At 67.9% G+C, this 21,209-nt stretch carries 25 protein-coding genes; 16 read left to right on the top strand and 9 right to left on the bottom strand.

Annotated features, from left to right (window positions below):
• Positions 1-53: 53 nt before the first annotated feature.
• Together HMUK_RS00125 and HMUK_RS00120 are read left to right on the top strand one after the other, a co-directional pair.
• Entirely contained in the window at positions 54-1,586 is a 1,533-nt protein-coding gene (locus HMUK_RS00125) for a (R)-citramalate synthase (protein ID WP_049940680.1), read from the top strand.
• Between the two features lie 290 nt (positions 1,587-1,876).
• On the top strand, positions 1,877-2,641 hold the full coding sequence (locus tag HMUK_RS00120) for a DUF7001 family protein (RefSeq protein ID WP_012807568.1): 765 nt from the start codon (positions 1,877-1,879) through the stop codon (positions 2,639-2,641).
• A 33-nt stretch (positions 2,642-2,674) separates the two neighbouring features.
• Here the strand turns inward: HMUK_RS00120 and HMUK_RS00115 are convergent, their stop codons facing one another.
• The 3 genes from HMUK_RS00115 to dcd are packed head-to-tail and all read right to left on the bottom strand — an operon-like array spanning position 2,675 to position 4,831.
• Positions 2,675-3,307 carry a class I SAM-dependent methyltransferase gene (locus tag HMUK_RS00115; protein WP_012807567.1) on the bottom strand — a complete coding sequence of 211 codons (633 nt, stop codon included), beginning with the start codon at positions 3,305-3,307 and terminating at the stop codon, positions 2,675-2,677.
• The gene (locus HMUK_RS00110; RefSeq protein ID WP_012807566.1) at positions 3,307-4,203 is read right to left on the bottom strand and encodes a thiamine-phosphate synthase family protein; all 897 of its coding nucleotides are present in this window, start codon (positions 4,201-4,203) and stop codon (positions 3,307-3,309) included. The genes HMUK_RS00115 and HMUK_RS00110 overlap by 1 nt, the downstream gene beginning before the upstream one ends.
• 37 nt (positions 4,204-4,240) lie before the next feature.
• On the bottom strand, positions 4,241-4,831 hold the full coding sequence (dcd, locus tag HMUK_RS00105) for a dCTP deaminase (protein ID WP_012807565.1): 591 nt from the start codon (positions 4,829-4,831) through the stop codon (positions 4,241-4,243).
• A 147-nt stretch (positions 4,832-4,978) separates the two neighbouring features.
• On the opposite strand from dcd, the gene pth2 reads away from it, so the two are divergent.
• The 5 genes from pth2 to HMUK_RS00080 all read left to right on the top strand — a co-directional run bounded on the left by pth2 (position 4,979) and on the right by HMUK_RS00080 (position 9,114).
• Positions 4,979-5,317 carry a peptidyl-tRNA hydrolase Pth2 gene (pth2, locus tag HMUK_RS00100; RefSeq protein ID WP_012807564.1) on the top strand — a complete coding sequence of 113 codons (339 nt, stop codon included), beginning with the start codon at positions 4,979-4,981 and terminating at the stop codon, positions 5,315-5,317.
• 89 nt (positions 5,318-5,406) lie between these two features.
• Positions 5,407-6,150: an archaeal proteasome endopeptidase complex subunit alpha gene (gene psmA / locus HMUK_RS00095; protein ID WP_012807563.1), complete on the top strand. Its 744-nt coding sequence runs from the start codon at positions 5,407-5,409 to the stop codon at positions 6,148-6,150.
• The gene (psmB, locus tag HMUK_RS00090) at positions 6,143-6,856 is read left to right on the top strand and encodes an archaeal proteasome endopeptidase complex subunit beta (protein WP_012807562.1); all 714 of its coding nucleotides are present in this window, start codon (positions 6,143-6,145) and stop codon (positions 6,854-6,856) included. The genes psmA and psmB overlap by 8 nt, the downstream gene beginning before the upstream one ends.
• 114 nt (positions 6,857-6,970) lie before the next feature.
• Positions 6,971-8,320 (top strand): tRNA pseudouridine(13) synthase TruD, encoded by a 1,350-nt coding sequence (gene truD, locus HMUK_RS00085; RefSeq protein ID WP_012807561.1) that lies wholly within the window; start codon positions 6,971-6,973, stop codon positions 8,318-8,320.
• Positions 8,321-8,391: 71 nt separating this feature from the next.
• Complete coding sequence (locus tag HMUK_RS00080; protein WP_012807560.1) at positions 8,392-9,114, top strand: DUF2103 domain-containing protein; 723 nt, start codon at positions 8,392-8,394, stop codon at positions 9,112-9,114.
• Here HMUK_RS00080 and HMUK_RS00075 read toward each other — a convergent pair.
• On the bottom strand, positions 9,111-9,857 hold the full coding sequence (locus HMUK_RS00075; protein WP_012807559.1) for a TMEM165/GDT1 family protein: 747 nt from the start codon (positions 9,855-9,857) through the stop codon (positions 9,111-9,113). The two genes, HMUK_RS00080 and HMUK_RS00075, sit on opposite strands and share 4 nt — an antisense overlap.
• Before the next feature lie 217 nt (positions 9,858-10,074).
• On the opposite strand from HMUK_RS00075, the gene HMUK_RS00070 reads away from it, so the two are divergent.
• The 8 genes from HMUK_RS00070 to HMUK_RS00035 all read left to right on the top strand — a co-directional run bounded on the left by HMUK_RS00070 (position 10,075) and on the right by HMUK_RS00035 (position 15,237).
• Positions 10,075-10,356, top strand: coding sequence for a 50S ribosomal protein L37ae (locus tag HMUK_RS00070; RefSeq protein WP_049940679.1), 282 nt, complete (start codon positions 10,075-10,077; stop codon positions 10,354-10,356).
• Positions 10,356-10,490 carry a DNA-directed RNA polymerase subunit P gene (locus HMUK_RS00065; RefSeq protein WP_012807557.1) on the top strand — a complete coding sequence of 45 codons (135 nt, stop codon included), beginning with the start codon at positions 10,356-10,358 and terminating at the stop codon, positions 10,488-10,490. Before HMUK_RS00070 ends, HMUK_RS00065 begins: the two co-directional genes overlap by 1 nt.
• A 1-nt stretch (position 10,491) precedes the next feature.
• Positions 10,492-10,737: a KEOPS complex subunit Pcc1 gene (locus HMUK_RS00060; RefSeq protein WP_012807556.1), complete on the top strand. Its 246-nt coding sequence runs from the start codon at positions 10,492-10,494 to the stop codon at positions 10,735-10,737.
• Between the two features lie 121 nt (positions 10,738-10,858).
• Entirely contained in the window at positions 10,859-13,204 is a 2,346-nt protein-coding gene (locus tag HMUK_RS00055; protein ID WP_012807555.1) for a bacterio-opsin activator domain-containing protein, read from the top strand.
• A 106-nt stretch (positions 13,205-13,310) separates the two neighbouring features.
• Positions 13,311-13,703: a DUF7344 domain-containing protein gene (locus tag HMUK_RS00050; protein WP_012807554.1), complete on the top strand. Its 393-nt coding sequence runs from the start codon at positions 13,311-13,313 to the stop codon at positions 13,701-13,703.
• 39 nt (positions 13,704-13,742) lie between these two features.
• Positions 13,743-14,507 carry an aldo/keto reductase gene (locus HMUK_RS00045; protein WP_012807553.1) on the top strand — a complete coding sequence of 255 codons (765 nt, stop codon included), beginning with the start codon at positions 13,743-13,745 and terminating at the stop codon, positions 14,505-14,507.
• Between the two features lie 73 nt (positions 14,508-14,580).
• The gene (locus tag HMUK_RS00040) at positions 14,581-14,973 is read left to right on the top strand and encodes a prefoldin subunit beta (protein ID WP_012807552.1); all 393 of its coding nucleotides are present in this window, start codon (positions 14,581-14,583) and stop codon (positions 14,971-14,973) included.
• A complete protein-coding gene (locus HMUK_RS00035; RefSeq protein ID WP_012807551.1) occupies positions 14,974-15,237 on the top strand; it encodes a hypothetical protein in 264 nt (87 codons plus the stop codon).
• A gap of 4 nt (positions 15,238-15,241) precedes the next feature.
• Here the strand turns inward: HMUK_RS00035 and HMUK_RS00030 are convergent, their stop codons facing one another.
• The 3 genes from HMUK_RS00030 to HMUK_RS00020 form a co-directional block, all read right to left on the bottom strand.
• On the bottom strand, positions 15,242-15,499 hold the full coding sequence (locus HMUK_RS00030; protein ID WP_012807550.1) for a hypothetical protein: 258 nt from the start codon (positions 15,497-15,499) through the stop codon (positions 15,242-15,244).
• A gap of 72 nt (positions 15,500-15,571) precedes the next feature.
• Positions 15,572-16,006, bottom strand: coding sequence for a hypothetical protein (locus HMUK_RS00025; protein WP_012807549.1), 435 nt, complete (start codon positions 16,004-16,006; stop codon positions 15,572-15,574).
• Positions 16,007-16,124: 118 nt separating this feature from the next.
• The gene (locus HMUK_RS00020) at positions 16,125-16,418 is read right to left on the bottom strand and encodes a hypothetical protein (RefSeq protein ID WP_012807548.1); all 294 of its coding nucleotides are present in this window, start codon (positions 16,416-16,418) and stop codon (positions 16,125-16,127) included.
• Positions 16,419-16,896: 478 nt separating this feature from the next.
• Here HMUK_RS00020 and HMUK_RS00015 point away from each other — a divergent pair, with 478 nt between their 5' ends.
• Complete coding sequence (locus HMUK_RS00015) at positions 16,897-17,364, top strand: bifunctional nuclease family protein (RefSeq protein ID WP_049940678.1); 468 nt, start codon at positions 16,897-16,899, stop codon at positions 17,362-17,364.
• A 158-nt stretch (positions 17,365-17,522) separates the two neighbouring features.
• Here HMUK_RS00015 and HMUK_RS00010 read toward each other — a convergent pair whose 3' ends face one another.
• Positions 17,523-18,446 (bottom strand): sulfide-dependent adenosine diphosphate thiazole synthase, encoded by a 924-nt coding sequence (locus HMUK_RS00010; protein WP_012807546.1) that lies wholly within the window; start codon positions 18,444-18,446, stop codon positions 17,523-17,525.
• 120 nt (positions 18,447-18,566) lie between these two features.
• Positions 18,567-21,167, bottom strand: a complete 2,601-nt coding sequence (locus HMUK_RS00005; protein WP_012807545.1) for an AAA family ATPase — start codon at positions 21,165-21,167, stop codon at positions 18,567-18,569.
• Positions 21,168-21,209: the final 42 nt, after the last annotated feature.

The following is a 21,209-nucleotide window of genomic DNA, read 5'->3' as shown; positions in this document are numbered from 1 at the left end:
CGAAATTCGCCAGCGACGATAACTCGCAGGACACAACCGTGACAGAGACGACATTGTTCGGGGGTCACCCGCTGACGCGGGACCTCTCTGATGCTGACGGCGTACAGTTCCTTGACACCACGCTTCGAGACGGGGAGCAGGCCCCCGGAATCTCGCTCTCGCCCGACGAGAAGGCACGGATCGCCCGCCAGCTCGACGCGGCCGAGATCGACGTGATCGAGGCGGGCAGCGCCTGTACCGGGCCGGGCGAGCGAAAGACCATCTCCCGCGTGGCCGATCTCGACCTCGACGCGACGGTGACGAGCTTCTGCCGTGGCATTCGCAACGACATCGACCTCGCGCTGGAGTGTGGCGTCGACGGGATCAACCTCGTCGTCCCCGCCAGCGACCGCCACGTCGAGGACAAGGTCGGGACCTCTCGGGAGGACAACGTCGCCTCGACCGTCGAGCTGGTCGAGTACGCCAAAGCGCAGGGGCTGTGGGTCGAGGTCATCGGCGAGGACGGCTCCCGGGCGGACCTGGACTACCTCGAAGAACTGCTCGGTGCCGCCATCGACGCCGGTGCGGACCGGATCTGCTGGGCCGATACCGTCGGTCACGCGACGCCGGACGGCGCGCTCGAAGCCGTCTCCCGGCTCTCGAAACTGGGGCCGGTCAGCGCCCACACCCACGACGACCTCGGGCTCGCGGTGATGAACGCGCTGGTGGCCGTCGCCGCCGGTGCCGACATGGTCCACGGGACCATCAACGGCATCGGCGAGCGGGCCGGCAACGTCGCCTTAGAGGAGGTCGCCATCGCGCTCGATCACGGCTACGGCGTCGAGACGATGGACCTGACCGAGGTGTACGACCTCGCACAGCTGGTCGCCAACACGACGGGGATCCAGCTGGCCCCGAACAAGGCCGTCGTCGGCCAGAACGCCTTCACCCACGAGTCGGGCATCCACACCGACGGGACGCTGAAAGACGACGCGATGTACGAGCCCTACCGGCCCGAGAAGGTGGGTCGCGAGCGCCGCCTCGCGCTGGGCAAACACGCCGGGCGCGCGGGGGTCGCCGCCGCGCTCGACGAGCACGACATCGACGTGAGCGACGACGAGCTCGCGACGATCGTCGGGCGGGTCAAGGAGATCGGCGACCGCGGCCGACGGGTCACCGACGCCGACCTGCTGACCATCGCCGAGGAGGTCAAAGGCACCGACCGCGAGCGCCGCGTCGAACTGCTCGATCTGACGACCATCGCCGGTGGCGGCACTCCAACGGCCAGCATCCGCCTCGCCGTCGACGGCGAGGAACGCGAGCCCGCCAGCGCCACCGGCTCGGGCCCGGTCGACGCCGCGATGACCGCCATCGAGGAAGCGCTCGGTAGCTCTGTCAACTGGAACCTCGACTCCTACCACGTCGACGCCATCACCGGCAACACCGACGCCGTCGTCACCGTCGAGGTCGAGATGTCTCGGGGCGACCGGACGGTGACGGTCTCCAACAGCGACTCGGACATCACCCGGGCCTCCGTCCACGCGATGGTCGACGCCATCGACCGACTTCTCGCCGACGAGGACGAGCCGGTCGTCGCCGACGACTGACCCTCTTTTTACTGCGGGGGTTTCCTCGCGCCGCTTCGCGGCGCTGTGGGTACCCCCTTGCAAAGACGTGGTCTTGCCGAGCGAAGCGAGGCAAGGCTCGGAAGACGAGTGAAATGAGTCTTCCGGTGGTGAAAAAGCCGCGAACGCACTGCTCGTCAGAGCTTGCTCTGACGGTGAATCGCGCGAACTTCCGGGTTCTTCGAACCGCTCGTTCGCGCGAATGCTCGATCTGTTCTCTACCGTTGGCCCAGACCGCAACTGTTTCACTGAATGGTACCACTCACTCATACATGGTCGAACGGGTCACACTGTACCGGGCACCGACGACGGTCGCCGACGTGGACGCTATCGCCGACTGGCTGGCCGCGCGGATCGAGGCCGGCGTCGAGGTGCGGGATCGCTTCCTCGATCTGTACGCCGACGACGAGCTGGCCGATGCGTTCGCCGCCGCGCGGGTGCTCTCGCCGTACGAGCGCGAGACGGGCAACACGATGCTGGGGATCGTTCGCTACGAGCAGCGGGCGCTGGACCACCCCGAGCGGGCGGGCGGCGTCATCTACGACGGCCTGCAGGTCCAGCGGAGCCTCGGGGAACGACTGCCCGCCGACGAGCGCGGGCTCGATCACCTCCACGTTCCGGTGCTCGATCGCGTCCTCGGAACCTGGGGCGACCACGACGGCCGCTGGCACAAGCGCGTCAACGTCCTCGGTCAGCCGGCGCTCGTGTCGGTCCCGGGGCTCTACGAGGCCCCCGCCAAGCCAGAACAGTACTACAAGGAACAACAGAAGCACGCGATGGTCGCTGGCGACTCCCCGCCACGAGAGGTCCTAGAGAGCGAGGTCGAGGGAGAGTTTCTCGTCGAAGACGACCCGCGCACGACCGAGGCGCTCAAGGGCTACGTCCTGCAGGCGTACCACTATCTGGAGACGGGCGAGGGATTCTGCGAGGAGTCTGGCTGCCGACTGGCGAACCCCCACCGCCAGCCCGGCGTCGTCGCCGCACAGCTCCAGGGAACCGCGTTCTGCCCGGCCCACGCCGAGCGGTACCGCCCCTGATTCGTCGTCCGGACCACCGTTGCCGACCGTCCGTCACTCGACGCGGCCACTCGCCAGCCGGAGGTAGCCACCGGCCAGCCGTCGCTCGCGGTAGTCCGCCGTGCGCTCGGCCAGCCGTCGATAGGCCTCCTCGACGCGCCGGTCGTGGCTGTCGGCCACGTCGCGCTGGCGCTTGTCGGTCGAGGACGCCCAGACGAACGCCCGGTAGCAGGCGTCGATCGGTCGCGCCCACGCACGCCGGCTCCTCGTAAAGTGCAACAGTGCGACCCGGTGGCCGGGTCCGACGAGGGTACACCACTCGTCGACGACCGAGCGGGGATCGGCGAACATGCCGACGACGAACGTCCCAAGCAAGCCGTCGACGCCACTCTGTAGGGGCGGTCGCGTCGCGTCACCTCGCAGCAGGTCGGCGTCGCCGCGACCGCGCGCACGGTCGAGCATCGCCCGTGTCACGTCGAGTCCGAGGACACGCCCCTCGGAGCCGACCGCCGACCGCAGGTGCGGGAGGTTCGCGCCGGTGCCACACCCCATCTCGACGACGGTCTGGCCGGCTGCCAGGTCGAGGTCGGACGCTGCCGCGCGCCGCCACGACCGGACGCCGGGCAGCGTCGCCAGCCAGTCGTAGAGGCGCGCCCACCGGCCGTAGAACGAGCGCACGTCGCCCATCACGCGATCTCGCGGACGATCTCCGCGACGGCGCTGGCGTCGGGCCCGATCACGTAGCTGATCGGTTCGATTCCCATGCCGCCGGTCTGGTAGAGCACGTCGGCGTCCGGGCACTCGTCGAGTGCGGCCCCGATCGCGGTCTCGGTGTCGGCCTCGGCGTCGAACGCGACCGTCGTGTACCCCGCGGCTTCGAGGTCGTCGACGACGCCGTCGTCGTAGCGGATGTTCACCATCGCGCTCGCGTCCGCACCGCCGGCCTGTGCCGCGAGCAACACGCCCGCGACGTGTTCGCTGACGCCGAACTCCGGCTCGGCCGGGATCGTCGCCCGCCCCTTCACGTCGAGGATCCGACCGGGGACGCCGGCCACGTCTTCGATGCCTGTCGCGTCGCTGAGGGCCTCGACGAGGTTGGAGCCGACCGCCGGAATGAGCGTGGCGAAGCCACTGGTGTTCTCCAGCAGCCGCAGCCCGCGCCGTACCGACGAGAGGGTCTGTTCTGCCTCCCGGAGATTGCTGTCGGGGTCGTGGACCGCGAAGTCGCCGCCGTACTCGGCGAGTTCCGGAACGGCGTCCTCGTGCAGCGCCGCGAGCGTGCCCCCCTGTTCGAGTTCGCGGACGACCACTTCCGTCTCGATCAACGCCTGGACGGGCGTCATCTCGCCGCTGGCCAGCCCGTCGGCCAACTCCTCGATCAGCGCCGCCAGCCGGTCGTTCTCCAGCAGGCGCTCGTTGCGCTCGACCTCTCCGTGGGCGTACTTCGAGACGGCGCTCTGGCTGATCCCCAGCAGCTCGGCCACCTCCGACTGGGTGAGGTCACGCTCGCGCAACGCCTCCGCGAGCAGCGACCTGAAGGTTGGCAGGAACTCGTCGACGACGATCTCCTCGACGAACCTCACGGCGACCGCCCTCCCCTGCTCTGTGCGGGTGTCCGGTTCACTTCTGGTCGCCTCCGAATTCGTGGTCGCTCTCGATCTTCGACGCCTGCGGTCCTTCCTGTCCCTGATACTTCGAGCCGCGTTCCTCGCCGTAGGGGCGTTCGGCCTCGGTCTTTAGCTCGGTGAAGGTCAGCTGGGAGATCCGCATACCCGGCGACAGCGCGACGGGCGCGGTCCCCAGGTTCGACAGTTCGAGGGTGATCTGGCCCTGGTACCCCGGATCGCACAGGCCGGCGGTCGCGTGCACCACGATCGCTAGCCGACCCAGCGACGACCGCCCCTCGACGTGGGCGAGCAGGTCGGCCGGGATCTCGACGCGCTCGCGGGTCGTCCCGAGCACGAAGTCGCCGGGGTGGAGGATGTACTCGTCGTCCCCGTCGACGGTGACGCGTTCGGTGTACTCCTCGGTCTCCTGCTCGCTGTCGGGGTGGATGCAGGGGATGTTGGCGTGCTGGAACTCCAGGAACTCCCGGCCCAGCCGGAGGTCGACGCTGGCCGGCTGGACCTGCAGGTCGATGTCGTCGAGTGGCTCGATCACCAGATCGCCGGCTTCGAGCCGTCGCAGGATGTCCGTATCCGAGAGGATCATACGCGTACTCGCGAGCGCGGTGGTGAAAACGTTCCGTTCCGTGCTCGTGGGGCTCTCTCGGCTCGCGTGGAGTAGTTTCAGGTGGAGATGGCGGCGAAAAGCGTAGCGGGGACCAGACATATACCTGCCCGGGTCCACCCCACTGGCATGAAGCAGGCCATCGTCGCCCGGACCGACGTCGGGATGGGTGAAGGCAAGCTGGCGGCCCAGGTCGCCCACGCCTCGCTCATGGCCTACGAGGACGCCGATCGACAGGCCACGTCCGAGTGGAAAGGGCAGGGTCAGAAGAAGGTCGTCCTCGCGGCCGCGGGCGAGGATGCGCTGTTCCGCCTGGCCGACGACGCCGAGCGGAAGGGCCTGCCGAATGCGATCGTCAGGGACGCCGGTCACACGCAACTCGATCCGGGCACCGTCACGGCGCTGGCCGTCGGGCCGGCGGCCGACGACCGGATCGACGCGGTCACGGGTGACCTCTCCCTGTACTGACTCCAAGCGAGCGACACCGCTGTCGGCAATAGCCGTCTGTGACACAAGGGTTATAGCTGGCAGCCCCTTACCCAAGGTGAACGAAGCCAATGCAAGGACAAAATCAACAGCAGGCGTACGACCGAGGGATCACTATCTTCTCCCCGGACGGACGCCTCTACCAGGTCGAGTACGCACGCGAAGCAGTCAAGCGCGGCACGGCGAGTGTCGGGGTCCGCACGGCAGACGGCGTCGTGCTGGCCGCCGACCGACACGCCCGTTCCCCGCTGCTGGAACGTGACAGCATCGAGAAGATCCACAAGGCCGACGACCACGTCGGCATCGCCAGCGCGGGCCACGTCGCCGACGCCCGCCAGCTGATCGACCTGGCGCGTCGACAGGCCCAGGTCAACCACCTGCGCTACGGCGAGGAGATCGGCGTCGAATCGCTCACCAAGGAAGTCACCGACTACATCCAGCAGTACACCCAGACCGGCGGCGCACGCCCGTTCGGCGTCGCGCTGCTGGTCGGCGGTATCGAGGACGGCGAACCGCGCCTCTTCGAGACCGACCCGTCGGGGACCCCCTACGAGTGGCAGGCCGTCGCGATCGGCGGCGACCGCGACGAGATCCAGACGTTCCTCGAAGAGGAGTACGACGAGGGCATGGACCTCGAAGCCGGACTCTCGCTGGCGCTGCGAGCGCTGGGATCGGTCAGCGACGACGGCCTCGACGCGACGGGCGTCGACGTAGCCACGATCGACGTCGAGTCCGAGCAGTTCACGGCGCTCTCGGAGGACGAGATCGCCGAACGAGTTACCGAGCTGGAACTCGAAGGTGATGACGATGAGTAAGTTCCCCGACCTCCCTGGTATGAAGAACCTCGACGCGAACCCCTACGAACCGGAACTCGCATCGTTCGACGACATGGACGCCGACGCCGGCGACGGCGACGCCGTCGCGAAGACCGGCACGACGACCATCGGCATCACGACCGACGGCGGCGTCGTCATCGCGACGGACATGCGAGCCTCGCTTGGCGGTCGCTTCGTCTCGAACAAGTCGGTCCAGAAGGTCGAGCAGATCCACCCGTCGGCCGCGCTCACCCTCGTGGGCAGCGTCGGCGGCGCGCAGTCGTTCATTCGGACGCTGCGCTCTGAGTCCGATCTCTACGAGGTCCGCCGCGGCGAGCCGATGAGCATCTCCGCACTGGCGACGCTGGCGGGTAACTTCGCCCGCGGTGGTCCCTTCTTCGCGATCAACCCCATCCTCGGGGGCGTCGACGAGGAGGGTAGCCACGTCTACAGCATCGACCCGGCGGGCGGGGTCATGGAAGACGACTACACCGTCACCGGCAGCGGGATGCAGGTCGCCCACGGGAAGCTCGAAGACCGCTACCACGACGACCTCTCGATGGAGGAGGCAGAGGAACTGGCCGTCGAGGCCGTGTACGCGGCGACCGAGCGCGACACCGGCTCGGGCAACGGCGTCTACGTCGCCACCGTCACCGGCGACGGGGTCGACATCACCGGCTACGACGACTTCGAAGGCGCGCGGTAGACGATTCGTCTCCCTTTTGTTCGTCGTCCGTTGCACTGTGAGATCCGCGTCTCGCTCTCTCCGGAGTCGCACCGCTAGCCCTATGTGCGCGCCGCGGCGAGAGCCCAGCAGACCATGCGCCCAGCCCAGCCGATCGAGCAGGCCGTCGGAATGCGCTACTACGTCAGCGACGGCGACGGCATCGGTGGCCGACTCCGTGCCTCGCCCGAGGACTTCGCGGTCCGGGAACTGGAGGCGTTCGAGGCCGAACCCGCCGACGCCGACAGCGGCGCGTACGCTCACCTCGTCGTGCGCGCGACGCTGCACAACTGGGACACGAACGACTTCGCGTCGGCGCTGTCGGATCGTCTCGGCATCTCTCGGGAGCGCGTCTCGTGGGCGGGGACGAAAGACAAGCGGGCCGTGACGACCCAGCTGTTCTCGATCGCCGACGCGGACGCGGCCGACGTGCCCGAGATCGACGGCGCGGAGATCGACGTCGTCGGGCGGGCGGGACGACCGGTGCTGTTCGGCGACCTCGCCGGCAACGCCTTCGAGATCATCGTCCGGGAGGTGGACCGCCCCGACGGCGTCGACGGGATCACCGAGCAACTGCGCGAGTTCGCCGGCAGCGCCGACGCCGCCGACGAGCCGACGGTCGCGGTGCCGAACTACTTCGGTCAGCAACGCTTCGGCAGCAAGCGCCCGATCACCCACGAGGTCGGGCTGGCGATCGTCCGGAACGACTGGGAGGGCGCGGTGATGGCCTACCTCGGGAACCCAAACGAGCGCGAGCCCGAGGCGACACAGGCGGCACGGGCCTACGTCGAAGAGACCCACGACTGGGAGGGGGCACTGGAGCGGTTCCCGCGAGCGCTGGGGTACGAGCGGGCGCTCTGTCACAGTCTGGCCGACGCCGACGACGCCTCCCCAGCGGCGTTCCGGAGCGCGCTGGAGACGCTGCCGACGAACCTCCAGACGCTCTTCGTCAACGCCGCCCAGTCGTACCTGTTCAACCGCGTCCTCTCGGAACGCCTCGACCGCGGGCTTCCCTTCGACCGCCCCGTCGCTGGCGACGTGGTCTGTTTCGCCGATAGCGACGCGCCAGACGGCCTCCCGCTCCCCGACACCGACCGCACACAGCGGGTCACTGCCGGGCGCGTCGACACCGTCGAGCGACACTGCGAGCGGGGCCGGGCGTTCGTCACTGCTCCCCTCGTCGGGACCGAGACGGAGCTGGCAGAGGGCGAACCCGGCGAGATCGAACGCGCGGTGCTCGCCGACGCCGAACTCGAACCGACCGACTTCGCGCTCCCCGGTGAGTTCGACTCGTCGGGAACCCGGCGTGCGGTTCAGGTCCGGAGCCAGATCGACGTCCGGCGACGCGACGGGGACGCGGTCGAGTTCGCGTTCTCGCTGCCGAAAGGCAGCTACGCGACGGTCCTGCTCCGTGAGTACCTGAAGCGCGATCCGGCCCAGTTGTAACGGGCCTAGCACCGCTCGGGTCGCCCGGTCGAACCGCCTCGCTTTTGCGTTCGTATCCCCGAAACGCTTGTATGTCGTGTCGGCAGTGTGGCTCCGAACTCGACCGACCGGGCGATTACTGCCTTGTCTGTCGGTCGGCGAACACGGACGTGGTCGTCCTCGAACTCGACCGCGAGCGGGCGACGGTCACCGCACTCGCCGACGAGACGGTCGTGGCCGCACGGACGATCACGACGACGCCGGAAGCGGGCGGCGAGACCGGCGTCGTCGAACTGCGCAACTTCGCGGGACTCGTCGCCGACGACGTACGCCGTAAGCGGCCCGAAGAGGTGTACGTCACCGGCGATCGCGACGTGGTGGGGGCCGTCCGCAGTCAGCTCCACTACCCGTTCTATCGCGTCGACGGCGATCAGCCGGTCGAACACGTCCTGGAGCGACGCGGCGAGCCGGCACTGGAGGTCGTCGACGCCGCCCCGGAGGAGAAACTCGGCGGCTCACACTCGACGCTCGTCGGTGGCCGGGCCGGCAAGCGAGCCATCCAGACGGTCGCCGCCCACCCTCACGTCAAGAAGGTGATTCCGGGGCCGATCGACGCCGGTGGGTCGGGATCGCGGACCGGCGTGCGCGCCAAGGCGACCCGAGCGGACGAACACGGCAACGTCAGACTGTTGATTCGGGACGGCTCCAGCGTTCAGGAGAACCGTATCGTGACGACGGCCGGCGACCGAGAACTCGGCGAACGCGTCCGGGCAGACCTCAACGACGCGCTGGCCGAGGCGGACCTCCAGGACTAGACGACGGCCAGCAGCGCCGTCGTGAGCGCGTCGACGATCGTCTCCCAGATCGAGAATCCGGTCAGGATCGAAAGCACCGTATCCAGCCCGAAGAAGCCGAACAGGATCGCTCCGAAGAGGTGGGCCTTCCGCAGGTCGAACCGGTGCGAGAAGGTGTAGAAGAAGTAGGCGTTCAGCAGGCTCACCGGGACGATCGCCAGCATCTCGCCGGCCCAGATCGCCGCCGTCGCACCGTACTCGGCCGCGAGCGTGATCGTGATTAGCTGGGTCTTGTCGCCGAACTCGCCGGCCGCCATCAGGAGGAAGATGGGGAGGAAACTCCCGAAACGGTCGGGGACGGTGAACTCACGGCCCGCGAGCGTGACAACCTCGGGCAGGTCGACGGTCGCGGTCCCGCCGTCGGTACGGTGGTCGGCCCCAGCCCCGTCACCGTCGGCGATCGCCGCCGGCTCCGGCTGGGCTCCCGTCGTCGGGGCGGACCGGTAGAGCAGGACGGCAAACAGGAGGAACATTCCGGCGGTGAAGGCATCGAGGTAGACGCCCGGCAGCGCTGCCTGGATGGCCGCTCCGAAGGCGATCTCCAGGGCCGTCCAGCCCGCGAAGGCACTCCCGGCCGCCGCGACGACGACCAGTGGATTGTACTTCGTCGAGAGGCCGGCGATGATGAACTGGACTTTCTCACCGGGCAACACGCTCAACTGCGCGATCATCGCGACCGCGACGATCTCGACGAATCCGGTCACGCTCTCACCTCGCGGTTGACGTTCGGTAGCTCCGCGTGGACGAACATGAGTCAGTCGGGTAGTATTAGACGGGTCTAATAAATAAGCGTGGCGTGTCGAACGCGGCGTCGGCCGACGACTCGATCGGATCGGGGCGGTGGCCAGTGGGGAGTCCGGGTCCCGCGGTCGGTCCAAACTCAACAGGTTTATGAAAGTCCTGGGCCGACAGTACGATACTATGGCCAAAGACAAGGGACGAACCGGAAGTGCCGGTCGCTTCGGCGCACGGTACGGCCGGGTCGCCCGCCGCCGCGTCGCCGAGATCGAGGACGACATGCGAGACGACCACGCCTGTCCCGAATGTGGCAAAGACCGCGTCGACCGCAAGGGGACCGGCATCTGGGAGTGTAGCTACTGTGGATACAAGTACACTGGCGGCACGTACCGTCCGGAGACCCCCGGTGGGAAGACCGTCACCCGTTCGATCCGCGCTGCGCTCGCCGAAGACGAGGACGAGTAATGAGCTACAAGTGTTCCCGCTGTAAGCGTGACGTGACGCTCGACGAGTACGGCGGCGTTCGCTGTCCGTACTGCGGTCACCGGGTGCTGCTGAAAGAGCGGTCGCGCGACGTCAAGGAAGTCGACGTCAAGTAGCGTGGATCACGAAGCCGTTCTCTCTTTCGAGTACGACGACGACCAGCAGGCACGCCGCGTCGCACGCAGCGTCCGCCCGGAGATCGGCGAGATCGGCGGGGAGCGGACGACCGCCACGCTCCGTCGAGACGGGGCGACAGTCGTCGTCGAGATCACCGCTGCCGATCTCGTGGCGCTCCGTGCCGGCTGTAACACCTGGGCGACCCTCGTCGCCGTCGCCGAACGGACCGCCGGCACCGTCCCGTAGCGCCGCCAGACTCCGCGAGTGTCGCTCCGCCCGTTGCCTTCGCCAGTCGATCGTTTGTGGAAATAGTTATGTGTACACAGAAGGAGGTGTTCACTGAGATAATCACAGCGGGGTGGGTACTATGACCGGCGAAACCGGGTCCGGATCGGAGACGAGCGACGGAAAGCGAGTGCTCTACGTCGACACGCCGACCGACAGCGTCGCCGACCGGCTCGCCGCTCGCCTCGCCGACTGTCGCCTACACCACGAGACCGGCGTCGAGGCGGTCACGGCCGCCGAGTCCGAATCGTGGGACGGGCTCGTCGTGACCGACGGTATCGAGGCGGACCGACGCAGCGCGCTCCTCGATGCCGTCGACTGTCCGTCGGTGCTGTACGCGAGCGCGGACCCGGCGACGATCCCAGCGGAGACGACACGCCGAGTCGAGACGATCGTCGAACGCGAGACCGCGGACGCGGCGTCTCTCCTCGCAGAGAAGATCGAGACGCTCGTCGGACAGTTCCCCGACGCCTTCGAAGACGCGCGTGGGAGTGCTCTCTCGACGATCTGTCGGGAGGTGACCGAAGGCAGCGCACTGTTCGCCGTCGACGACGAGGGCCGCGTGCGCTGGTCGAACCACAGCTTCGAAGCGCTCTTTCCCGTCGATCGGATCGAGCGCTCGATCCCGGAGACGGAGGACTTCTACGCGCGACTGGACGCGATCGTCTCGGCGGAGCCCGACGACGGTGGCCGCCGCGACATCGGCCCTCGGGATGGGCCGGTCGAGAACCACTCGGTGGTCGTTGCCACCCCCACTGGCACCCGCTACTACGTCCACCAGCGACATCGCCTCGAGAGTGTGGGAGACGGAATCACGATCGAGCAGTTCGAGGACATCACGGACCGCGTCCGTCGCGAGACGCGGCGGCGACTGCTCGCGTTGCTGGTCGAACAGGCGCGCGACGGCCTGTACACGCTCGATCACAACGGCGTCGTCGACTTCTGTAACGAGTCGTTCGCGGCGATGCTGGGCTACGAACGCGGAGAGCTGATCGGGATGCACGCGTCCGAGATGCTCGCTCCCGGCGAACTGGTGGCCGGCCAGCGCACCGTCCAGGCGCTGCTCGACGACCCCGACACCGACGGCGCGGAAGTCGACATGACCTTCCGGACCCGCGACGGCGAGGATCGCGAGCTGTCGATCCACTACACGCTCCTGTCGACCGGCGGGGACAGTTACGGCGGTCTGATGGGAGTCGCGCGCGACGTGACCGAACGCCGCGAGCGGACCCGCCGGATCGAGTCCCAGCGAGACGAACTCTCGACGCTGAGCCGGACGAACGTACTGGTACAGGACATCATCGGCGCGCTTGGCACCGCTGCCAGCACCATCGAACTCCGGCAGACCGTCTGTGATCGGCTGGTCGAGTCGGGTCGTTACGGACTGGCCTGGATCGGCGAGCGCCACGGTGGCGACGACGTGATCGTCCCGCTGACCAGCGCCGGTGCGTGGACCGAGCACCTCGACGATGTCGAGCTCCGCGCCGACGACGGGGCGGATGCCGCTCCGGTCGCTCGTGCCTACCGCACCGGCGAGGTACAGGTCGTCTCGGACACGCGATCGCTGGCGGCGTTCTCGCCCCGGCCAGAGCGAGCACCGGCTGCTGGCTTCGAGGCGGTGATCGTCACCCCGCTCTGTCACGGCGAGACGACCCACGGCATCCTCGCCGTGTACGCGACCGAACCGGACGCGTTCAGCGAGCGCATCGCACGTAGCTTCGCCGTCCTCGGGGAGACGATCGGGCTCGCTCTCACGGCGATCCAGAACAAGCGGCTGCTCCAGCACGAGGCCCCGCTCAGGCTGGCGTTTCGCTCCGACAGCGACGACGCCTGTCTCGTCCGGGTCGCGCGAAGCTGTGACTGTACGCTCGAAACGGCCGGCGTCGTCGAGACCAGCGACGGCGTGGTGCAGTACCTCCGGGTCGACGGAGCCGCCCCCAGTACGGTGGTCGACACGGTCTGCGAGTCCGAGCTCGTCGACGACGCGGCGGTGACCCGGACCGACGGGGACTCTCTCGTCGAACTCCACGGACCGTCGTCGCCGGGGACGGAGCTCGCAGAGGTGGGTGCCCGTCTCGTCGAGACCGAGATCGATCCCGGCGGGGCTCGCCTCGTTGTCGAGACGACCGGCGACGCGGACCTCCGATCGGTCCAGACCGTCGTCGAACGGTGGTTCCCGGACGTGACGCTCGTCTCCAAGCGCAAGCGGACCCAGCCCGAAAGCGACGGTGAACGGTCGCCGCTGTCGCCGCTGACCGACCGCCAACGAGAGGTCCTCCGGGCCGCGTACCTCTCGGGCTACTACGACTGGCCTCGCGAGACGACCGCCGAGGAGCTCGCGGACTCGCTGGGCATCGCCTCGCCGACACTCCACCAGCACCTCCGCCGAGCAGAGCGGAACCTCCTCGCTGGCGTGCTCGATCGGTAGTATCGCGCCACCGGACGACGCGCGGTCCTGTTGGCCGACCGATAGCCTAGCCACCTAGGTGGCTAGTTATTGGCACCCGGGAGTGTTACAACTGAGTGCTTGACCCATGACCAACCAGCCCACTGGCGAACCCGACGGCGACGAGTGGCGTGGGATGACGCCCCGCGATCGCGGTCTCACCGTGCCGATGATCGACGACGTGTTCGAACTGCTCGCAGACTGGCGTCGACGCGCGGTCGTCCTGCACTTCGTCGACACCGAGGCGTCGTCGGCGACGGTCGAGGCCCTCGCCACGGCGGTCACACAGCGCGGCATGGGTCGTGACTGTCTCGATGTCGTATCGGTGTCTGCCGTCCGGACGGACCTGGTGGAGGTCCACCTCCCGCGACTCGACGAGAAGGGCGTGCTCGACTTCGACCGCCGGAGCGAATCGGTCCACTACTGGGGCCAGCCGACCGTCGAGAAGTGGGCCGAACACGTCGACGAAGTCCTCCGATAGCACCGCCAGACACTAGTTGTCCCCTTCGGTAGTGGTCGTATGGACCTGCCAGCCGTCGGCCTCGGGACGATGGGTATCGACGAGACCGACCCGATCGCGCGCGCCATCGAACTGGGGTACCGCCACCTCGATACGGCACAGATCTACGAGAACGAGGCCACGGTCGGGGACGCCATCGCGGCCAGCCCGGTCGCTCGGGACGAGCTGACGGTCGCGACGAAGCTGTGGATCGACCGTCTCGCCGCCGACGACGTCCGTCCCGGTACCGAGGCGAGTCTCGATCGGCTCGGTCTGGACGCCGTCGACCTCCTCTACGTCCACCGCCCGCGCGGCGACTACGAGCCGGCGAGCACGCTGTCGGCGCTCGACGCGGTCGCCGACGCGGGCCTGACGCGGGCGGTCGCGCTCTCGAACTTCGAGCCCGACCAGCTGCGAACGGCACGCACGCACCTCGACGCACCGATCGCGGCCCACCAGGTCGAGTTCCACCCCTACTTCCGGCAGGACGAGCTCCTGACCCACGCCCAGGAACACGACTACCCGCTCGTCGCGTACTCGCCCCTGGCCGGCGGGAAGGTCTTCGACGACCCGGTCCTCGAAGATATCGCGGACAAGTACAACTCCTCGCCAGCCACCGTCGCGATCGCGTGGCTGTGTTCTCACGACAACGTCGTGACGATCCCCAAGGCCTCCTCGCCGGCCCACCTGCGAGCGAACCTCGCCGCGACCGACCTCACGCTCGACGAGGCCGACGTGGCCCGCATCGAGGGCATCGACGAACGCGTCGAACTGTATCCCGAGTAACGAGCCGGCCCGGGATTCGACACGCCTGCACCGAAAGCAATGGTTTTTCAGTGCGGCACCCGAGGTGGTGGGTATGCAGGGTAATCTGCCGCCGGAAGCACAGGAGAAACTCGAAGAGCTACAGGACCTTCAGGAGACCGCACAGCAGGTCGCAGCCCAGAAGCAGCAGGCCGAGACACAGCTTCAGGAGTCCCAGACGGCGCTCGACGAACTCGACGACATCGACGAAGACTCGACGATGTACCGCGAGGTCGGCGAACTGCTCGTCAAGACCGACTACGCCGAGGCCGTCGAGGACCTCGAAGAGAAGGTCGACGAACTGGAGATCCGAACCGAGACCCTCGAAAAGCAGGAAGAGCGCGTCCGCGAGCAGTTCGAGGACCTCCAGAGCGAGCTCCAGCAGATGCTGGGGGGCGGTGGCGGTCCCGGCGGCGCACCCGGTCCGGGCGGCGCTGGCGGCGCGTAAATGTCGACCGATCAGTCGCACAGTGACGACCCCACCGACGAGGCGGTCGTCGAGACCGCCGCGACGGCTGCCGAAGACGTCGTCTTCTCGCGATACGACACCGGTGCTGTCGAGGACCTCGACGTGACCGTCTCGTTCGAGGACGGCGTCCTCGACGTAGACGTGTATCTGAACGCGCCCGACGGTCGACACGACGAGTCACGCGTCGCCGACGACGCGGCACTGGCAGCGCAGGCGGCCGTCGACGACCTGTTCTCGTCGTAGCGGGCTACTCTTTTGCCGCCGTCTGTGTCCGTTCTTTGGTGAAGCCCGTCCGGAAGGCGATCCAGGCCAGCACGCTGATAAAGAGGATCGGCGGCAGGATCATGAACCCCCAGAGTGGGTCGAGCCCCCACTGGAGCAACAGGACGAGATCCGCCAGTCCGAGCAACAGGAACGGAGTGACGGCCTTGATCGCTTGCCAGCGGTTCAGTTCGAGGCCGTCACGCAGGTCGCTCGTGTCGATGCGGTCGGAGGACTCTGCCATATCCGGACCGAGGGTCGCTGTGGTAAAAAACGTCGCGCTCGGTCGGCGTCCGTATCAGCGGGGACGGTCGGCTTAGGCGTCCGCGTCGGTCTGCTCGTCGCTGTCTGCGTCGTCGATGTCCGCGTCGTCGCTCTCGTCGTCCGGCGTCGCGTCGCTGATCTGCTCGCCCAGCGAGCCGTCCAGCGCCCCATCGACGTGCTGGCCGATCAGCGAGTGGATCTCACCGACGAAGTCGGGGACCTGTGCGGGCGTGTCCGCGGGCGGACCGCGTCGGTCGTCACCGGGCACGTCGGCGGGCGGGCCGCGGTCGGCGTCGGCAGATTCGTTCGCCGCACCGTCGGCGTCGTCACTCTCGGCGGAGTCCGCGTCGCGATCGGCGTTCGCGTCCGCCGCGTCGGTATCGGCGTGGTCGTCGGCCTGTGCAGGTGCGTTGCCGGGCAGTGCTGCCGCCGAGCCCGTGACGAGGGCGACGGCCAGCACCAGCGTGGCGATTGTCTTGAGTTGCATCGTCGTTGTCTCCGGGCTCACCTACGCCGCCGATGGGACTTGAAGGGGGGACGCGTTACTGTCGAATCCCGCCGGATTAAGCCGCTTCAACCGGTTTTACGTTCCCAATCAACTCGCATTAACCGGGATTGTCGGTCCCCTCGGCGAGTGACTGCTGTCTCCCCCCGTCGGCAGCGCGGTCGGTCCCGCGCGCGCCGCCGACGAGGTAGCCGTCGATCGGCCGATCCTCGCGGTCCGGCGCGTCCTGGACCCACAGGTGTACGCCGTGGCCCGAGCACGCCCTGGCCCACTCCCGGGCCAGCGCCTTCGACGCGAAACCCCGCCGAGCGCCGTCGCGGTTCACCCACTCGCCGACCGCCCGCGAGCGCTGCCAGGCGGAGGGCTTGATCGCGACCCGGTACTCGTCGCTCACGACTCGGCTTTCGTCGCCACGCCCCTAAACTACTCGCCGGTGTGGCCCGGTAGTGTTCAGATAAGAGATCGGTGCAGGCAGTCTGAAGCACCGAAAGCCCTCGGCACGCTCCGAGGTTCTGTGGCAGATATCCTCACTCCGTTCGGATAGTGCCGCCGCAGAACCCCGGACTGCGCCTCGCCCTTTCATCCGCCAGGATTCGGCTGCCTCACAGTCTGAACCCTGGCGGATGAAAGGGCGAGTACAGTTGCGGGAACCCCGACGAAGTCTGCTCACGGGCGCAAAGCGCCCGTTCGCACGGCCAGAGGGACTCGGAGAGTCCCTCTCGGCAAGCACGCGAAGCGCGCGCAGCGAGTCGCGGGACCGCAACTGTACGAGGGTTTTCGGTGTCTACAACTCAGAAGATGCAGCGGCTTATCTGAACACGATCTGTGGCCCACTGCACAGCTTTTCATACCTCCGTACCGAACCGTCGGACATGGAACACGAGGCCACGGTGGAAGGCGTCGGAATCGGCGTCGGTGAGGAAGGTCCCGGCGCGCCGGTCGTTCTCTTGCGTGCGCGCGAGGAGGTCGTCCCCATCTTCGTCAGCTCCGACCAGGCCCAGTCGATGCAGCTGGCACTCGAAGGCGAACCGTTCGAGCGGCCGTTGACCCACGACCTCATGGTCGAGATGGTCGCGGAGTTCGGTGCGGCGATCGATCGCGTCCGGATCGACGATCTGGCCGACGGCACCTTCTACGCCAAGATCGACACCGAGCAGTACCTCGACGACCGACGAAAAGAGATGGTGTTCGACGCTCGCCCCTCCGACGGCATCGCGATCGCGCTGCGCGTCGACTGCCCGCTGATCGTCTCCGACGAGGTCGTCGACGAGGCCGGCCAACCGCCAGAGGCCTTCGAGGAGGCTCCCGAAGAGGACGACGACAGCGAGTTCGAGCTGTAACGATCCCCTCTCTCTGCCCGCGTGTCGTTCGCTTCGCTCACTCCCGCTCGCACTGACGAGGACCGCTGTTCGCTACGCTCACAGCGCCCCTCTCGCTGCTCCCGCATCGCTTTGCTCCGCGGTCGCGTCGGAGACCCTTCTCTTCGCTCAGGCTCTCCCTAATCGTCCGCGGGGGTCGCGTTCGTCGCCGTCACGTCGACCGGTTCGGCGTCGACTTCGAGTTCGTCCAGCGCGGCCTGTGCGGCGCGCTTGCCCGAGAGCAGCATGGCACCGAAGGTCGGACCCATGCGGGGCAGCCCGTAGGTGGTCGCGGTGGCCATCCCGGTGACGATGAGGCCGTCGTGGGCGAGGCCGGTGTGCTCGACGACGGCGTCCTCGCTCTTGCCGACCCACATCGAGTCGTGGCCGGGCGAGTCGTGGCCCGGTGCGCCGTAGGTGTCGTCGCCGGTGGAATCCATGCCGCTGGCTTCCTCTTCGAGACCGGGCGCGTTGAGGACGCCTCGCTCGTCGAGCTTTTTGACGGCCATCGCGTCGTGGCCCGTCGCGTCGATGACGAGGTCGGCCTCGACGGCGATCGGATCGACGCAGGTGATCTCGCGGGGCAGCGCGTGGACCGGCGTCCAGTTCATGACGATCCCGCCGACGCGGTGGTCCTCGCGGATGACGATGTCGGTGAACTCCGTCATGTTCTGCATCTTCGCACCGGCGTCACAGGCGGCCTTGATCAGGCCGGAACAGGCTTCGGGACCGTTGGCGACGTAGAGTCCGTCGCTGTCCTGGGACTGCTTGTAGTCCACGTCGAGTTCGTCCAGCACGTTCTGTGCGGGGTCTCGAACGGTGACCTTGTTCATCAGGAACCCGCCAAGCCAGAAGCCCCCGCCGAGGTAGTTGTTCTTCTCGACGACCATGACCTGGACGCCGCGCTCGGCCAGTTCCTTGGCCGCGGTCAGCCCGGAGGGGCCGCCGCCGACGATGATCACGTCGGAGTCCGAGAAGTCCATGAACTCCTCGGTCCACTCCTGCCCGATCGCGCGTGTGACTTCCGCCTCACCGACGTCGCTGAACTGCTCGAATTCGCTCATACAACCTAGTGGTACCACCACGTTGCAATAGTGGTTCCGGTCTGGACTCGCTGACGCGATTCGACAGCTACCGACGCCGTCGCTGTACAGCGACACTCGCGATCGAAAATCGTCGTCGCGCTAGCCGAAGTACCGGAGGTCCGACGTGTCCTCGCTCTGCTGGTAGCGCTGGCCGTCGTCCCACTGGCGCAGGCTCGACTCTGTGCGTTCGACGGCGTCCAGGAGGTGCGTCGTGTCGACGCTGTCGCCGGCCCGCAGCGCGCGGTGGGCGGCCTCGTCGGCGACGAGTTCGAGGTCGCTGGCGGCGTACCCGTCCGTGGCGGTCGCCAGCCGATCCCAGTCGACGCCGTCGGCGACGGGGCGATCTGCGAGGTGGACCCGAAGGATCTCGCGGCGGGCGTCGGCGTCGGGCGGCGGCACCTCGACGCGCTCGTCGAAGCGGCCAGAGCGCCGGATCGCACCGTCGACGTCCTCGATCAGGTTGGTCGCGCCGACGACGATCACGTTCTCGTCGGAGATGGCCTCCAGCTCGGTCAACAGCTGATTGACCAGCTGTTGGCCGCTCTGGTTCGTGCTGGAGCCGCGACTCCCCGCGACCGCGTCGATCTCGTCGAGAAAGACCAGGCAGGGCTGGTTCGCTCGCGCGATCTCGAACAGGTCCGCGACGCGCTGGGCGGGCTCGCCCATCCACTTGCTGACCAGCTCTGCCGGCGAGATCTCGACGAAGAAGTGATCGAGTTCGCCCGCCAGTGCCTCGGTGATGTAGGTCTTCCCACAGCCGGGCGGGCCGTACAGGAGGACGCCGCTGGTCGGTTCGAGACCGTACTGTTCGAACCGCTCGGGCTGGCGTAGTGGCTCCAGTACCTTCTCTTCGAGCGTCGTCTGCAGGTCGGTCATGCCGCCAACGTCGTCGAACGTCCGAGTCACGTCGCCGCTGACGATCGCGTCGGCCTGGAGGTGGTCGACACTCGACGGCTGGACGACCGTCCCCGTCCCGTCGGTTTCCTCGGCGACGAACTCGTAGCGGCCGATCCACTCGTCGATGCTCGTCTCGGTCCGCTCGGCGGCCGCCCGGAGGTGGTCGGTCCCGACCGGACTGTCGTCTGCCAGCGCCGCGCGGGCCGCTTCGTCGACGACGCGTTCGAGGTCGCTGGCGGCGTAGCCCGCCGTCGCGGAGACGGTCGCGGACAGGTCGAGGCCCTCGGTCGTGGGCCGTCCGGCGAGGTGGACCCGGAGCATCTCGCGGCGGGCGTCGGCGTCGGGCGGCGGCACCTCGATGCGCTCGTCGAAGCGGCCAGAGCGCCGGATCGCGCTGTCGATGTCGTCGACGTGGTTGGTCGCGCCGACGACGACCACGTCCTCGTCGCGGACGCCTTCCAGTTCCGTCAGGAGCTGGTTGACCATTCCCTGCTCGCTCTGGTTCGAGTCGTCGTTGTCCCGCGCGACCGTGACCGCGTCCAGTTCGTCGAGAAAGACCAGGCAGGGCTGGTTCGCCCTGGCGATGGCGAACAGCTCCTGGACCTTCTGTGCGGGTTCGCCCATGTACTTACTGGAGAGATCGGCCGGCGAGACGCGGACGAACGACTGGCCGAGTTCGCCCGCCAGCGCGCCCGTGATGTAGGTCTTCCCACAGCCCGGCGGCCCGTGCAACAGGACGCCGTCGACGGTACTGAGCCCGTATTCCCGGTAGCGCTCGGGGTGTTCGAGGGGCTTCAGCACCTTCTCCTCCAGCGTCTCTTTCAGCGCCGTCATCCCGCCCACGTCAGAGAAGCTCCGGTCGGGACTGGGATCGACGAGTCGCTGGGCGTCGAGCAGTTCCGTCTCCGGTGGGTCGACGACCTCGTCGTCCTGCCTGCGAGCCGGCCGGTCGTCCGACTCCTCGCGCCGACGGTCGATCCGGTCTTGCGTGCTCTCGACGGCCACGTCCTCGGCACCCAGCCAGTGGCCGTCCGATTCGAGCACCGACTGGTGGCTCGCCACGAACTGTTCGAGCCAGCCCACGGAGGTGATGGTGTCTCGCGCCCAGCCCTCGTCGGTCGGGCGGACGGCGACGTAGCACAGTTCGGACTGGTCCTGGGCACCGAGTTCGGCGATCCAGAAGGGGAGAGACACTCGATCGATCGACTCGACGCCCTCGAAGGAGTCGGCGTCGACACCGTCTGGCAAGCCGTAGATCTCACGGAGGTCGCGAAGCGGATCGCCGCCCTCGTAGGCGTCGGCCTGCTCGCGGAAGCGCCGGGCCTTCGTGTGGTTGCCCGCCGAGGCCTCTGTGTCGGCCTGTTCGTGCCACCGCTCGATCTGCCGGTCGATCCGTTCGCGCTCGTGTTCGAGCTGGGTCGGCAACACGGACGCCGCTCGCGCTTCGTCGCCGTGGAAGCCGAGCGCGACCGTCGGCACCGACGCGTCGCCGTAGCGCGCCCGCGGATCGATCGTCGTCGTCTCGCTTGCGGCGTGGCGATGCATCGCCAGTCCCGCGTCGTTGTCCTCCCAGAGGCCGTCGAGCAGCGCGTACTCGCGTTCGTGGGCCGGACTCGACCACGGGAACCGCCCCTCGACGGCGTAGGTGTACTCGACGCGATAGGCCGGGTACAACACCCTGAGAAGGCCCTGAAGCTGGTTGTGGCCGTCACACCACGTCTGATCGTTCGACCGGAACCCCGCCGCGACGGACCGTCCATCGAGAAGGGGCTGATCGATCTCGATGTGTTCCGGTATCGTCACGCCTCATTCACCCGTCTAACCCGACACATATCACTGTCTGAC

The sequence above is a fragment of the Halomicrobium mukohataei DSM 12286 genome (genome assembly GCF_000023965.1).
In the GTDB taxonomy this organism is placed as follows: domain Archaea; phylum Halobacteriota; class Halobacteria; order Halobacteriales; family Haloarculaceae; genus Halomicrobium; species Halomicrobium mukohataei.
This window is presented reverse-complemented; position numbering and strand designations above follow the sequence as displayed.

What these genes read in the sequence shown, in the direction of transcription:
- truD (WP_012807561.1), top strand. Translation starts at nt 6,971, where the DNA reads ATGCGCCCAGCCCAGCCGATCGAGCAGGCCGTCGGAATGCGCTACTAC.
- HMUK_RS00010 (WP_012807546.1), bottom strand. Translation starts at nt 18,446, where the DNA reads ATGAGCGAATTCGAGCAGTTCAGCGACGTCGGTGAGGCGGAAGTCACA.
- HMUK_RS00025 (WP_012807549.1), bottom strand. Translation starts at nt 16,006, where the DNA reads ATGCAACTCAAGACAATCGCCACGCTGGTGCTGGCCGTCGCCCTCGTC.
- dcd (WP_012807565.1), bottom strand. Translation starts at nt 4,831, where the DNA reads ATGATCCTCTCGGATACGGACATCCTGCGACGGCTCGAAGCCGGCGAT.
- HMUK_RS00030 (WP_012807550.1), bottom strand. Translation starts at nt 15,499, where the DNA reads ATGGCAGAGTCCTCCGACCGCATCGACACGAGCGACCTGCGTGACGGC.
- HMUK_RS00115 (WP_012807567.1), bottom strand. Translation starts at nt 3,307, where the DNA reads ATGGGCGACGTGCGCTCGTTCTACGGCCGGTGGGCGCGCCTCTACGAC.
- HMUK_RS00040 (WP_012807552.1), top strand. Translation starts at nt 14,581, where the DNA reads ATGCAGGGTAATCTGCCGCCGGAAGCACAGGAGAAACTCGAAGAGCTA.
- psmA (WP_012807563.1), top strand. Translation starts at nt 5,407, where the DNA reads ATGCAAGGACAAAATCAACAGCAGGCGTACGACCGAGGGATCACTATC.
- HMUK_RS00015 (WP_049940678.1), top strand. Translation starts at nt 16,897, where the DNA reads ATGGAACACGAGGCCACGGTGGAAGGCGTCGGAATCGGCGTCGGTGAG.
- HMUK_RS00120 (WP_012807568.1), top strand. Translation starts at nt 1,877, where the DNA reads ATGGTCGAACGGGTCACACTGTACCGGGCACCGACGACGGTCGCCGAC.
- HMUK_RS00035 (WP_012807551.1), top strand. Translation starts at nt 14,974, where the DNA reads ATGTCGACCGATCAGTCGCACAGTGACGACCCCACCGACGAGGCGGTC.
- HMUK_RS00050 (WP_012807554.1), top strand. Translation starts at nt 13,311, where the DNA reads ATGACCAACCAGCCCACTGGCGAACCCGACGGCGACGAGTGGCGTGGG.
- psmB (WP_012807562.1), top strand. Translation starts at nt 6,143, where the DNA reads ATGAGTAAGTTCCCCGACCTCCCTGGTATGAAGAACCTCGACGCGAAC.
- HMUK_RS00070 (WP_049940679.1), top strand. Translation starts at nt 10,075, where the DNA reads ATGGCCAAAGACAAGGGACGAACCGGAAGTGCCGGTCGCTTCGGCGCA.
- HMUK_RS00080 (WP_012807560.1), top strand. Translation starts at nt 8,392, where the DNA reads ATGTCGTGTCGGCAGTGTGGCTCCGAACTCGACCGACCGGGCGATTAC.
- pth2 (WP_012807564.1), top strand. Translation starts at nt 4,979, where the DNA reads ATGAAGCAGGCCATCGTCGCCCGGACCGACGTCGGGATGGGTGAAGGC.
- HMUK_RS00055 (WP_012807555.1), top strand. Translation starts at nt 10,859, where the DNA reads ATGACCGGCGAAACCGGGTCCGGATCGGAGACGAGCGACGGAAAGCGA.
- HMUK_RS00065 (WP_012807557.1), top strand. Translation starts at nt 10,356, where the DNA reads ATGAGCTACAAGTGTTCCCGCTGTAAGCGTGACGTGACGCTCGACGAG.
- HMUK_RS00045 (WP_012807553.1), top strand. Translation starts at nt 13,743, where the DNA reads ATGGACCTGCCAGCCGTCGGCCTCGGGACGATGGGTATCGACGAGACC.